Annotated in this window: 13 protein-coding genes; 5 read left to right on the forward strand and 8 right to left on the reverse strand. The window is 60.5% G+C overall.

Annotation, left to right across the window (positions count from 1 at the left end):
* Positions 1-38: 38 nt before the first annotated feature.
* From C7I36_RS10725 to glyQ, 3 genes are all read right to left on the reverse strand, one after another.
* On the reverse strand, positions 39-380 hold the full coding sequence (locus C7I36_RS10725; RefSeq protein WP_106453707.1) for an antibiotic biosynthesis monooxygenase family protein: 342 nt from the start codon (positions 378-380) through the stop codon (positions 39-41).
* Between the two features lie 86 nt (positions 381-466).
* Complete coding sequence (gene glyS, locus C7I36_RS10730) at positions 467-2,536, reverse strand: glycine--tRNA ligase subunit beta (protein WP_106453708.1); 2,070 nt, start codon at positions 2,534-2,536, stop codon at positions 467-469.
* 4 nt (positions 2,537-2,540) lie between these two features.
* Positions 2,541-3,452, reverse strand: coding sequence for a glycine--tRNA ligase subunit alpha (gene glyQ, locus C7I36_RS10735; RefSeq protein ID WP_106453709.1), 912 nt, complete (start codon positions 3,450-3,452; stop codon positions 2,541-2,543).
* Between the two features lie 101 nt (positions 3,453-3,553).
* On the opposite strand from glyQ, the gene C7I36_RS10740 reads away from it, so the two are divergent.
* On the forward strand, positions 3,554-4,123 hold the full coding sequence (locus C7I36_RS10740; RefSeq protein ID WP_106453710.1) for a DNA-3-methyladenine glycosylase I: 570 nt from the start codon (positions 3,554-3,556) through the stop codon (positions 4,121-4,123).
* An 86-nt stretch (positions 4,124-4,209) separates the two neighbouring features.
* Positions 4,210-4,860 carry an OmpA family lipoprotein gene (locus tag C7I36_RS10745; RefSeq protein ID WP_106453711.1) on the forward strand — a complete coding sequence of 217 codons (651 nt, stop codon included), beginning with the start codon at positions 4,210-4,212 and terminating at the stop codon, positions 4,858-4,860.
* A 46-nt stretch (positions 4,861-4,906) separates the two neighbouring features.
* Here C7I36_RS10745 and C7I36_RS10750 read toward each other — a convergent pair whose 3' ends face one another.
* The 4 genes from C7I36_RS10750 to fadB all read right to left on the reverse strand — a co-directional run bounded on the left by C7I36_RS10750 (position 4,907) and on the right by fadB (position 9,662).
* Complete coding sequence (locus C7I36_RS10750) at positions 4,907-5,833, reverse strand: AEC family transporter (protein WP_106453712.1); 927 nt, start codon at positions 5,831-5,833, stop codon at positions 4,907-4,909.
* Between the two features lie 79 nt (positions 5,834-5,912).
* Complete coding sequence (gene tusA, locus C7I36_RS10755) at positions 5,913-6,158, reverse strand: sulfurtransferase TusA (RefSeq protein WP_106453713.1); 246 nt, start codon at positions 6,156-6,158, stop codon at positions 5,913-5,915.
* 173 nt (positions 6,159-6,331) lie between these two features.
* Positions 6,332-7,495, reverse strand: a complete 1,164-nt coding sequence (gene fadA, locus C7I36_RS10760; RefSeq protein WP_106453714.1) for an acetyl-CoA C-acyltransferase FadA — start codon at positions 7,493-7,495, stop codon at positions 6,332-6,334.
* 22 nt (positions 7,496-7,517) lie between these two features.
* Entirely contained in the window at positions 7,518-9,662 is a 2,145-nt protein-coding gene (gene fadB, locus C7I36_RS10765) for a fatty acid oxidation complex subunit alpha FadB (RefSeq protein WP_106453715.1), read from the reverse strand.
* Between the two features lie 229 nt (positions 9,663-9,891).
* Here fadB and C7I36_RS10770 point away from each other — a divergent pair, with 229 nt between their 5' ends.
* Genes C7I36_RS10770 through hemG form a run of 3 tightly spaced genes read left to right on the forward strand, consistent with a single transcriptional unit; the run spans position 9,892 to position 12,526 of the window.
* Entirely contained in the window at positions 9,892-10,512 is a 621-nt protein-coding gene (locus C7I36_RS10770) for a YigZ family protein (protein ID WP_106453716.1), read from the forward strand.
* Between the two features lie 22 nt (positions 10,513-10,534).
* Positions 10,535-11,992, forward strand: coding sequence for a TrkH family potassium uptake protein (locus C7I36_RS10775; RefSeq protein ID WP_106453717.1), 1,458 nt, complete (start codon positions 10,535-10,537; stop codon positions 11,990-11,992).
* Between the two features lie 9 nt (positions 11,993-12,001).
* Positions 12,002-12,526: a menaquinone-dependent protoporphyrinogen IX dehydrogenase gene (hemG, locus tag C7I36_RS10780; RefSeq protein ID WP_106453718.1), complete on the forward strand. Its 525-nt coding sequence runs from the start codon at positions 12,002-12,004 to the stop codon at positions 12,524-12,526.
* A gap of 7 nt (positions 12,527-12,533) precedes the next feature.
* Here hemG and C7I36_RS17580 read toward each other — a convergent pair.
* A partial coding sequence (locus C7I36_RS17580) for a hypothetical protein (protein WP_219899643.1) occupies positions 12,534-12,844 on the reverse strand: 311 nt, incomplete at its 5' end.

Genomic DNA, 12,844 nt, shown 5'->3' on the forward strand with positions numbered 1-12,844 from the left:
CGTTATTAAATCCCTGTTTCACGTGAAACAGGGAGGAATCAATAAGTGTAGGTTTGGGTTGGGCGTGCGTATTTTGATGGTTGCGCTTCATAGCTGACCTTGAGGGCCAGCACGGTGCATTTTTCGTCACTCTCGAGGAAGGGGGCCAGTTCGTTGAGCATGTGCTGCCGCTCGGATGAATCATGCCAGCGCTCCCAACTGCCGATATTTTCCCAGTTGGAGATCACATAGAAGTGGTTGGGATGATTGACGTCGCGATAAGCATCGCCCTTGAGGAAGCCGGGCCTGTCGGTGATCTCCTGCATCAGGCGGCGCACCGTTTCCTGATAAACCTCTTCCAATCCTTCGGCGACGTGACGTTCGATAATGACCTTGATCATGGGCAGTATCCTTGCTGCTGAGTGAATCTCTTAATATGTAACACAGATTGCAACAAAAAGCCCCGCACTGGGCGGGGCGGAGTGGTTTATTGCAGTAGCGAAATATCCGCAATCTGCAGGAAGAGGTTGCGCAACTGGTTGAGCAGGGCCAGGCGGTTGAGGCGAACGGCCTCGTCGTCGGCCATCACCATGACCTGGTCGAAGAAGCTGTCCACGCCCTCGCGCAAACTGGCGAGTTCATTCAGGGCGTTGCCGTAGTCGCCGGCGGCGAACAGGGGAGCAAGCCGGACAGAAAGTTCCGCAAGCTGAGTAGCCAGCACTTTTTCCGCCTCATCCTGCAGCAGGGCCGGATTCACTTCGGCGGGGATATCGCCGTCAAACTTGGTCAGGATATTGCCCACCCGTTTGTTGGCGGCGGCCAGGGCGGCGGCGGCTTCCAGCTGGCGGAAGGCACTCACGGCCCTGACCCGGGCGTCGAAGTCGGCGGGGCGGGTCGGCCTGCGGGCCAGCACCGCCTGGATGACGTCCACCTCGTGGCCCAGATCCTGGTACCAGGCGCGGAAGCGGCCGAGCATAAAGTCCAGCACCTCGTCGACCACCCGGTTGTTGGAGAGTTTGTCGCCGTAGAGAGTGCGGGCCTGTTCGATCAGCACCACCAGGTCCAGGTCGTAGCCCTTTTCGACAATGATGCGCAGGGCTCCCAAGGCGGCCCGGCGTAGGGCGAAGGGATCCTTGTCGCCCTTGGGGGCCTGGCCGATGCCGAAGATACCCACCAGGGTATCCAGCTTGTCGGCCAGGGCCAGGGCGGCGGAGATATCCTGGCCGGGCAGCTCGTCACCGGCGAAGCGGGGCTGGTACTGCTCCTTCAGGGCCAGGGCTACGGCCTCGGACTCACCATCGTGGCGGGCGTAGTGCATGCCCATCACCCCCTGGGTATCGGTAAACTCGAATACCATATTGGTCATCAGATCGCACTTGGACAGCAGGCCGGCTCGCTCTGCCAGGATCCTGTCGGCGCCGATGGTGGTCGCGATAAGGCCGGACAGGGCACTGATACGCTCGGATTTCTCCCGTACCGTCCCCAGTTGCTGTTGGAACAGTACATGGTCCAGCCGCTCCAGGCGGGAGATCAGCGGCGCCTTGCGGTCGGTATTAAAGAAGAACTCGGCATCAGACAGGCGCGGGCGCACCACTTTTTCGTTGCCCAGCACAATCTGGTTCGGATCTTTTGATTCGATGTTGGTGACGAAGATAAATTTCGGCAGCAGGCGGCCGTCGGCGTCGTATACCGGGAAGTACTTTTGATCACCCTTCATGGTGTATACCAGGGCTTCCGCCGGCACCGCCAGGAATTTCTCCTCGAAGGAGGCGGTGAGTACCACCGGCCATTCCACCAGGGAGGTGACTTCTTCCAGCAGCTCGTCATCCAGGTCGGCGACGCCGCCCACGGCGGCGGCGGCCTGTTCGACACCGTTCTGGATAATGGTCTTGCGGCGTTCAAAGTCGGCCAGTACCTTGCCGCGCTCTTCCAGCTGTTTCAGATAGTGATCCGCATGGTCCAGCTGGAATTCCGGCTCGCCCATAAAACGGTGGCCGCGAATGGTGCGGGCGGAGTCCACGCCCAGAATGGTAGCCGGCAACAATTGGCTGCCCAGCAGCAGGGTGAGGGTGTGCACCGGGCGGATGAACTGGGTGGTTTTGTCACCCCAACGCATGGCCTTGGGGATGGGAAGCCGGGCAAGGGCCTGTTCAACCATGGCCGGCAGCAATTCAGCGGCGGGTTTGCCCTTGACGTCGGCCAGGTGCACCAGCCACTCGCCCTTGTCGGTTTTCAGCCGGTTGGCCTGTTCCACACTGATACCATTGCCCCGGGCCCAGCCAATAGCTGCCTTGGTGGGATTGCCTTCTGCATCGAAGGCGGCCTGTACGGCGGGACCGCGCTTCTCGATTTGTTTATCGGCCTGGGCTGGTGCCAGGCCAACGACCTGCACCGCCAGCCGGCGAGGCGCGGCGTACCAGCGCACGGTGGCGAAGGGCAACTCGGCGTTGGTCAGCTCATGTTGGAGGTTGTCGGCGAAGGCTTCGCCCAGGGTACGCAGTGCCTTGGGCGGCAGTTCTTCGGTACCGATCTCTACCAGGAAATTCTGTTCGGCCATGCCCTTATCCTTCTTTTTTGCACATGGGGAAACCCAGGGCTTCGCGGGAAGCGTAGTAGGCTTCGGCGACGGCCTTGGTCAGGGTGCGGATGCGCAGTATGTAGCGCTGGCGTTCGGTCACTGAAATGGCCTTGCGGGCATCCAGCAGGTTGAAGGCGTGGCCGGCCTTGAGGATCCGTTCGTAGGCGGGCAGCGGCAGCGGTTTTTCCAGGGCCAGCAGGTACTGGCATTCTTTCTCGCACTGCTCGAAGAAACCGAACAGGAAGTCGACGTCGGCATGCTCGAAGTTGTAGGTGGACTGCTCCACTTCGTTCTGCTGGAAGATGTCACCATAGGTGGTTTTGCCCAGGGGGCCGTCGCACCACACCAGGTCGTAGACCGAATCCACCCCCTGGATATACATGGCCAGGCGCTCCAGACCATAGGTAATCTCGCCGGTCACCGGTTTGCACTCCAGGCCGCCCACCTGCTGGAAATAGGTAAACTGGGTTACCTCCATGCCGTTAAGCCAGACTTCCCAGCCCAGGCCCCAGGCGCCAAGGGTCGGGTTTTCCCAGTTGTCTTCCACGAAGCGGATATCATGTACCTGGGGATCCAGGCCCAGCGCCTGCAATGAACCCAGGTAGAGTTCCTGCAGGTTGTCCGGCGAAGGTTTGATCATGACCTGGAACTGGTAGTAATGCTGCAGCCGGTTGGGATTTTCCCCGTAGCGGCCGTCGGTAGGGCGGCGGGACGGCTGTACATAGGCGGTGGCGATGGGCTCGGGGCCAATTGCCCGCAGGCAGGTCATGGGATGGGAGGTACCGGCACCCACTTCCATATCCAGCGGCTGGACAATGGTGCAGCCTTGCCGGGCCCAGTAATCCTGCAAGGTCAGGATCAGCCCCTGAAAGGTATTGATATCGAATTTTTGCATGGTGTTCGCGCCTTGATATAGGTGCATTCGCAGTGTGAAACTAGGCCAAAGAGTATACCTGCTGACCCGGTGTGAATATAGGCTGAATTGGAGGACGGACCATGCTGGAGCGCTGTGCCTGGGTCAATCTGGACCCGCGTTATATCGATTATCACGACCATGAATGGGGGGTACCCGAATACGACGGCAAGACCCTGTTCGAGAAGCTGTGCCTGGACGGTCAGCAGGCCGGCCTGAGCTGGTTCACCATCTTGTGCAAAATCCCCGCCTACCGGGCCGCTTTTGCCGGCTTCGAGCCCGGGCTGATCGCCCGCTTTGATGAGCGGGATGTGGCGCGGCTGATGCAAGACAGCGGCATAGTGCGCAACCGGCTCAAAATCCAGTCGGTCATCAACAATGCCCGGGTCTACCTGGCGATGGAGGAAGACGGGATCGATTTTGGCACCTGGCTGTGGGACTTTGTCGGCGGTGAGCCGGTGGTGAACCGCTGGTCCTGCCCGGAACAGGTGCCGATCACCACGCCCGCATCGGACGCCATGGCGAAGGCGCTGAAGCAGCGGGGCTTTTCCTTTGTGGGCAGTACCACCTGCTATGCCTTTATGCAGGCGACTGGCATGGTGAACGATCACCTGCTGGGCTGCCATTGCCATCCGGATAACGTCAACTGCTGACAACCGGGATGATTGCAGACTTTGTCGAACGGCGGCTGCGGCGCTATATTGTCTGGTACTTATGCTTGTTATAAACGGAACCCGATATGAAAAAAGTCTGTTTGGCTCTGGCCGCCGCCATGGCCCTTTCTGCCTGTACCACCAACCCCTATACCGGTGAACGCCAGGCGTCCAAGGCCGCTATCGGCAGTGGCCTGGGCGCACTGGCCGGCGCCGTGATCGGCGGCGCTTCCGCCAGCTCCAGTGACCGGGAAAAAGGCATTCTGATCGGTGCCGCCAGCGGCGCGGCCCTGGGCGGCGGCGTGGGTTACTACATGGATGTGCAGGAGGCCAAGCTGCGGGATCAGATGCGCGGCACCGGTGTCAGCGTGTCCCGCAACGGCGACAATATCGTCCTCAACATGCCGAGCTCCATCACCTTTGCAGTGGACAGCGCCGACTTGTCACCCAGCTTCTACAACACCCTGAGTGGCGTGGCCATGGTGTTGAAGGAATACGAGAAAACCTGGGTCAATGTGGTCGGCCATACCGACAACACCGGCTCAGCCAGTTATAACCAGGCTCTGTCCGAGCGCCGCGCCGCTTCCGTGGGCCAGTTCCTGATCAGCCAGGGCGCAGCCGCCAACCGTTTCAATATCCGCGGTGTGGGCTTCAACCAGCCGGTGGCCAGCAACGATACCGAACAGGGGCGGGCGCAGAACCGCCGGGTGGAGATTACCCTGAGCCCCATGCAGTAGGCTCGCTGCATCACTATCATGATCCATGCCCGCACCGCGGGCATTTTTATGCCTGCAACCAGGCCAGCAGCGACATCCATACCGGCAGTACCGCCATGGCCAGCAGGGTTTGGCCGGTAATGATGGCGGCCATCAGGGGAGCATTGCCGCCCATCTGCCGGGCCAGGATATAGGACGAGGTGGCGGTGGGCAGGGCGGTGAAGAGCACCACCACCCCCAGCTCTGTTTCGCCCAGCCCGCTCAGCCAGCCGATCAGCAGGGCCAGCAGGGGCAGGGCGGCGAACTTGATGGCGCAGGCCTGCCAGAAGGCGGGGCCGGTGCCGCGCAGTGCCTTCAGTTGCAGCGCCACGCCTACGGCAATCAGTCCCAGTGGCAGGGCTGCCTGGCCGGCCAGGCTCAGGGTATCCCGGCTCCAGCCCGGCAGGCCTATGCCGCTGATATTGAGGGCAATGCCGACCACGCAGCCCAGCAGCAGGGGATTTTTGGCCAGGGCCTTGATGGCGCTCCACAGGCCAGACTGGCCGCTGCCGTCTGTGCCCACGAATACCAGCACGCAAAGAATGTTGACCAGAGGGACCATGACCGCAATGGCCACGGCGGCGGCGGTGATGCCGGCATCGCCGTAGAGGGCGGCGGCGCCGGCCAGGCCCACGTAGGTATTAAAGCGCAGGGCACCCTGGAATACCGAGGTGAAGGAGGGCATATCCAGTCCCAGTCTGTTCCTGGCCAACCACAGTATAATGGCCAGCAGCACCAGCAGGCCGGCGAGCAGGCCCACCATGCCGGTGAAGGCGACCTGGCCGAAGTCGGCGGTGGCCAGGGTGCTGATCAGCATGGCCGGAAACAGCAGGAAATAGATGAAACGCTCGGCACCGTGCCAGAACTGTTCGTCGGGAAAACGCAGCCGGCGCAGCACAACGCCGGTCAGGATCAGCAGGAAGAGGGGGCCAAGGGCATGGCTGACGGCCAGCATGGAGTGTCCTTACAAGAGAGTGGTTCGCCCCCCAGCTTATCAGCTTGTGACGGGCGGCCATATCCGCCCTTCGGCGGGGTCAGGCGCCTTTTTGGATCAGGAACTGATAGGGCAACCGCTCGACCTGGCTGGACAGCAGTACATGATCCATAAAGCGGCAGAAACTGGGGATATCGCGGCTGGTCGAAGGGTCGTCGGCGGTGATCAACAGGGTCTCGCCACTGGCCATGGAGCGGACCTGCTTGCGCACCATCATGACCGGCTCGGGGCAGCGCAGGCCGGTGGCATCCAGACGGTGCTGGGCATCGGAAAAGGAAATGTTCATGGTTCTACTACCTGGTCGTTAACCCCGCCTATATTACCCTTGCTGAATAAATGGTCAACCGAGACCGGGATCAAAAAAGGGCAGGGAAAGCCCCTGCCCAATACCGACCATAGACGATTTTGTTGTGCCCTGGACTGAGCCCTTTAGCACCTGGCCGAGGCTGAGTAGCAGTATCAGACCCGTTCAAATACGGTGGCGATGCCCTGACCCAGGCCGATACACATGGTGGCCACGCCCAGGGTGGCGTCCCTGCTCTCCATCAGGTTGATCAGGGTGGTGGAGATGCGGGCGCCGGAGCAACCCAGGGGGTGGCCCAGGGCGATGGCGCCGCCGTTGAGGTTGACCTTGTCGTCCATCACCTCCAGCAGCCCCAACTCCTTCAGCACCGGCAGCGACTGGGCGGCGAAGGCCTCGTTCAGCTCGAACACGTCGATGTCCTGCATCGACAGGCCGGCCCGCTTGAGCGCCTTGTGCACCGCCGGTACCGGGCCGTAGCCCATGATGGAGGGATCACAGCCCGCCACCGCCATGGCCCGGACGCGGGCGCGGGGCCTGAGGCCCAGGGCGGCGGCCTTGTCGGCGGACATCACCAGCATGGCGGCGGCGCCGTCGGACAGGGCGGAGGAGGTGCCGGCGGTGACGGTGCCGTTGGCCGGATCGAAGGCCGGGCGCAACTGGGCCAGGGACGCCAGGCTGGTTTCCGGGCGGATCACCTCATCGGTCTCGAACCGGGTCAGGCTGCCGTCGGCGGCATGGCCGTTGGTGGCCAGGATCTCGTTGGCAAAGCGGCCTTCCACCGTGGCCTGGTGTGCCCGCTGGTGGGATCGCACCGCGAAGGCGTCCTGCTGCTCCCGGCTGATGCCGTGCAGCCGGCCCAGCAGTTCGGCGGTGAGGCCCATCATGCCGGCGGCCTTGGCCACGTTCAGCGCCAGGCCGGGATGGAAGTCCACCCCGTGGTTCATAGGTACATGGCCCATGTGCTCGACCCCGCCGATGATGAAGACGTCGCCGTCACCCACCATGATGGCGCGGGCGGCGTCGTGCAGCGCCTGCATCGAGCTGCCGCACAGCCGGTTGACGGTGACGGCGCCCACTTCCTTGGGCAGACCGGCCAGCAGGGCGGCGTTGCGAGCCACGTTGAAGCCCTGCTCCAGGGTCTGCTGTACGCAGCCCCAGTAGATGTCTTCCACCTCGCTGGCGGCCAGGGCCGGGTTGCGGGCCAGCAGCCCCTGCATCAGGTGGGCGGACAGATCCTCGGCCCTGACATTGCGGAATGCGCCGCCTTTGGAGCGCCCCATGGGGGTGCGAATACAATCGACAATGACCACGTCTTTCATGTTGTCGTCTCCTTCCGCCAAATCAGTAAAAGGTCTTGCCGTCGGCGGCCATCTGGCGCAGTCCGGGGCTCACTTGATAGAGGGGGCCCAGGTGGGCGAACTGGTCGGCCAGGGCCACGTAACTGGCCAAGCCCAGGGTGTCCAGGTAGCGGAACACGCCGCCCCGGAACGGCGGGAAGCCGAGGCCGTACACCAGCGCCAGATCCGCCTCGGCGGGGGAGCCGATAATGCCTTCTTCCAGGCAGAGCACCACCTCGTTGATCATGGGGATCATCATGCGGGCGATGATATCGTCCTGGGCAAACTCCGCCTGGCCGGTCACCACGGCCTGCAGCAACTGGTAGCTCTGCGGGTCGGCTTCCTTCTTCGGCTTGCCCTTCTTGTCCTGGCTGTAGGCGTAGAAGCCCTTGCCGTTCTTCTGGCCGAAACGCTGCTGTTCGTACATGACGTCGATGGCATCCTTGCCGGCCTTGCTCATGCGCGCCGGGAAGCCTTCGGCCATGACGGCGGCGGCATGGTGGCCGGTGTCGATACCGACCACGTCGAGCAGGTAGGCGGGGCCCATGGGCCAGCCGAACACCTTTTCCATCACCTTGTCGACCTGCACAAAGTCGGCGCCGTCGGCAATCAGCTTGCCAAAGCCGAAGAAGTAGGGGAACAGCACCCGGTTGACGAAGAAGCCGGGACAGTCATTCACCACCACCGGCGATTTGCCCATGGCGGCGGCGTAGGCCACCACCTTGTTGATGGTGTCGTCGCTGGTCTGCTCGCCGCGGATGATCTCCACCAGGGGCATGCGGTGCACCGGGTTGAAGAAGTGCATGCCGCAGAACCGTTCCGGGCGCTTGAGGCTCCTGGCCAGGGTCGAGATGGGAATGGTGGAGGTGTTGGAGGCGATAACGGCGTCCTCGCTCACTTTGGTTTCCACCTCGGCCAGCACCTGGGACTTGATCCTGGGGTTTTCGACCACGGCTTCCACCACCATATCCACTCCCTGCAGGCCGTCGTAGCTCAGGGTGGGGGTGATGCTGGACAGCACCCGGGTCAGCTTGAAGCCATCGATCTTGCCCCGCTCCAGTTGCTTGTTGAGCAGCTTGCCGGCCTCGTTCATGCCGAGCGCCAGGGCCTGGTCATTGATGTCCTTCATGACCACCGGTATGCCTTTCACCGCCGACTGGTAGGCGATGCCGCCACCCATGATGCCGGCACCGAGCACGGCGGCCTTGCGGGTGGCGGGGGCTGCTTTGGCCGCCTTCTTGGCCTTGCCCTTGATGAACTGATCGTTCAGGAAAATGCCGACCAGGGCGCGGGCCACCGGGGTCTTGGCCAGCTTGACGAAGTTGTCCTGTTCTATCAGGAGGGCGGCGCCACGGCCCAGGGCGGCGGCGGCCTCGATGGTTTTCACCGCGGTGATCGGCGCCGGATAGTGGGGGCCGGCCTTGGCGGCCACCATACCCTTGGCGGTGCTAAAGCTCATCATGGCTTCCAGCTTGTCCAGGGTCAGGGGCGCGCATTTGCGGGCGCGCTTGCCCTGCCAGTCCTGACGGCCGGCGGCGGCGTCCTGCAGCAGGCGAATGGCGGCGTCCTGCAACTGCTCTGTGTCGACCACGGCGTCCAGCACGCCCACGGCCAGGCAGGCCTCGGCCTTGTTTTCCTGCCCCGTGGTGATCCATTCCATGGCGTTGTCTGCACCGATGAGGCGCGGCAGGCGCACGGTGCCGCCGAAGCCGGGCATGATGCCGAGCTTGGTTTCCGGCAGGCCGATGCGGGCGCTGGTATCACCGATACGGTAGTCGGTGGCCAGGATGCATTCGCAACCGCCGCCCAGGGCATAGCCCCTGACCAGGCTTAGGGTGGGGAAGGGCAGGTCTTCGATGCGGTTGAAGATGGCGTTGGCCTTGGCCAGCCAGTCGCCGAGCTCGGCGTCCGGCAGCTCGAACAGCCCCAGAAATTCGGTGATGTCGGCACCGACGATAAACGCCTCCTTGGCGCTGGTCAGCATCAGGCCGCGGATACCGCTGGTCTGTTCCAGCGCCGTCACCGCCTGTTCCAGCGACAGCAGGGTGGCGCGGTCGAGCTTGTTGATGGCGCCGGTGCCATCGAATCGCAGTTCAGCAATACCGTCTTGCAACAGTTGTACAGAGAGGGCTTCGCCTTGGTAGATCATCCTCATGTCTCCTTGTTCCCTTGTGCTGCACCGGTTATCCCGGGCAGGGATGGGCTCACTATGAACAGAAAAAAACCATATTTCAACACCTATTTAAAACGTTTGTTTAAATTCGTTAACCGGTTAAATGCCCCTCGCGCCTGCCTATCACAGAGCTGTGCTATGATGTGCGGCTTCATCTATCCGGGTCGGTTTGAGCATAGCCGGCCAAGTGTGTTCAGGGGCGGTTATGGGATCATCTCCCTATCTTATTCCCGCTGCTCCCATCGTATGGGAGCAAGAGATCAAAAAAAGTCGCTTTATTGCCTGCCTGGCGCACACTCCCGATATTGCATCGGCGCGCGCCTGGATTGGACAACTGCGTGATGCGCATCCGCAAGCCGGCCATCATTGCTGGGGGTTTGTGGCGGGAATGCCCGGCGATTCCCGGGTATTGGGGTTCAGCGACGATGGCGAGCCGTCGGGTACCGCCGGCAAGCCGATACTGGCTCAGTTGCAAGGTGCCGGCATTGGTGAAGTGACAGCCGTTGTCGTCCGATATTTTGGTGGTATCAAGCTGGGTACCGGTGGACTGGTCCGTGCCTATGGTGGCTCCGTGGCCGCGGCCCTGGCAACGCTTTCCACTCGCGAAAAGTGTATCCTCGGTCGCCTGGCCGTTGAGGCTGACTACAGCGACATGGCGCAGTTGGAAAGCCTGCTGAAGCAGGCCGGCGCCGATTGGGAACGGGTGGATTATGGTGCCAGGGTTAGTGGAATTTTGCTGGTCGATGTCCGCTTGCTCGCGACGTTGGCTCGTCAGATACTGGATCGGACTCAGGGAAGAGTGATCGCCCGCCCGATCAACGATTAATCGCTTTCTCACTGGATAGAGCATGCATATTCGCACGATCATTCGCATAGTCGGTATTCTGGTAGCCTTGTTCAGCGTCACCATGCTGGCGCCGGCTCTGGTCGCTTATATTTATCGCGACGGCGCCGGCCTGGAGTTTTTCAGTGCTTTTGTGATTTGTCTTATCCTGGGATTGGCACTGTGGTTTCCCAACCGGACCCACAATAAGGATTTACGCGCCAAGGAAGGGTTTTTGATTGTCGTACTGTTCTGGACCGTGCTGGGCAGTGTGGGGGCCATCCCATTTATGCTCAGCGCCGAACCCAAGATGTCTGTGGCCGAAGCGTTTTTTGAATCGTTTTCCGGATTGACCACGACGGGCGCCACCGTGGTCAGCGGGCTTGATGAGCTGCCCAAGGCGATATTGTTTTACCGGCAGATGCTGCAGTGGCTGGGGGGCATGGGTATCATAGTGCTGGCGGTGGCCATTCTGCCCATCCTCGGCATTGGCGGCATGCAGCTGTTTCGGGCCGAGATCCCGGGGCCGGTCAAGGATAACAAGGTTGCGCCTCGCATTGCCGAAACCGCCAAGGTGCTCTGGTACATTTACCTGGTACTGACCATCGCCTGCGCGTTGTTGTTGTGGCTGGCAGGCATGAGCCTGTTCGATGCCATTTGCCATTCGTTTTCCACCGTCGCCATTGGTGGCTTTTCCACCTACGATGCCAGCATAGGCCATTTCAACAGCTCGACCATCAACTTCATCATAGTGGTGTTTTTGATGATCGCCGGGGTCAATTTCAGTCTGCATTTCGCGGCTTTCTCCAACCGCGGGTTACGCCTGTCAGTGTATCGGCTGGATCCCGAGGTCAAGGTTTTCATCGGGGTGCAGCTTGTGCTTACCCTGATTTGCATGTCGGTGCTGTTGGCCCATCGCATTTATGATAATCCCTGGCAGGCGCTGGATCAGGCATTGTTCCAATCGGTTTCCATTGCCACCACAGCTGGATTCAGTACCACTGGTTTCGCCGAATGGCCACTGTTTTTGCCGGTGCTGCTGATGTTTGCCTCCTGTATCGGTGGTTGCGCCGGCAGTACGGGAGGAGGTATCAAGGTAGTGCGTATCATGCTGCTGAACCTGCAGGGCATGCGCGAGCTGAAGCGCCTTATCCACCCGCGTGCCGTCTATCGAATAAAGCTTGGCAACAAGGCCCTAGCTGATAGAGTGGTGGAGGCCGTCTGGGGCTTTTTTGCCGCCTATGCCCTGATTTTCGTGATCTGCATGCTGGCCCTGCTGGCTACCGGTATGGATGAACTGACCGCTTTTACCGCCGTTGTCGCAACCCTCAACAATCTGGGCCCTGGCCTGGGCGAGGTAGCGGCCAATTTCGGTGCCACTACGGACAGTGCCAAGTGGATCATGATCCTGGCCATGCTGTTCGGACGTCTGGAAATTTTTACCTTGTTGGTGCTGTTTACGCCGGCCTTCTGGCGAAGCTAAGAGGAGTCTATGGGAAAACTGTTGGTGCTTTATTCGTCTCGCAATGGTCAGACGACAAAAATCATAGATGCGATGCGGGATGAGTTTGGTGGCTATGAGGTGGAAAGCGTGGATCTGCACACCCTGCCGAAGAAAAATTTGAGTAAATATGACAAGGTCTTGATCGGCGCCTCAATCCGCTATGGTCATTTTCACGATAGCCTCTACACCTTTATACACACTCACAGCGAACAGCTGGAGGTGGCGGATGCCGCCTTCTTCTGTGTCTGTCTCACGGCTCGCAAGCCGGAGAAGGCCAACCCCGCCAACAATGCCTATATTCGCAAATTCCTGACCAAGTCTGCCTGGCGACCACGGACCATGGGAGTTTTTGCCGGCGCGCTCAGGTATAGTGAGTACAACTGGTGGCAGACCCGCATCATTCAGTTGATCATGAAGATTACCGGTGGCAGTACGGATACCACCCAGGATCTTGAGTTCACTGATTGGGACAAGGTAAGGGAATTTGCTCGCGGCTGGATACAAAAACGCTAGTTGAAGATTAATGAAATATTAACAAATGGCGGCTTTGGTGTGTTTTTTGTCCAAAGTCGCCTTTTTTCATAAAAATATCAAAAAAGCCCTTGCGCAAATCCGGCGGCTCCCTATAATGCGCCCTCACTGACACGGCACAACACGCCAACGTCAACAAGCAGTAAAAACTTCGGTTTAACTGCTTGACGAATACCAAGGATTGCGTAGAATACGCAGCCCTGACCCGATAACGGTCAACGCTCTTTAACAATCTATCAAGCAAACTGTGTGGGCACTCGCAGTCGATTGGGAAACAAAAAATACTGTTTTTCAATGATT

Source organism: Zobellella taiwanensis, assembly GCF_003012795.1.
GTDB lineage: Bacteria > Pseudomonadota > Gammaproteobacteria > Enterobacterales > Aeromonadaceae > Oceanimonas > Oceanimonas taiwanensis.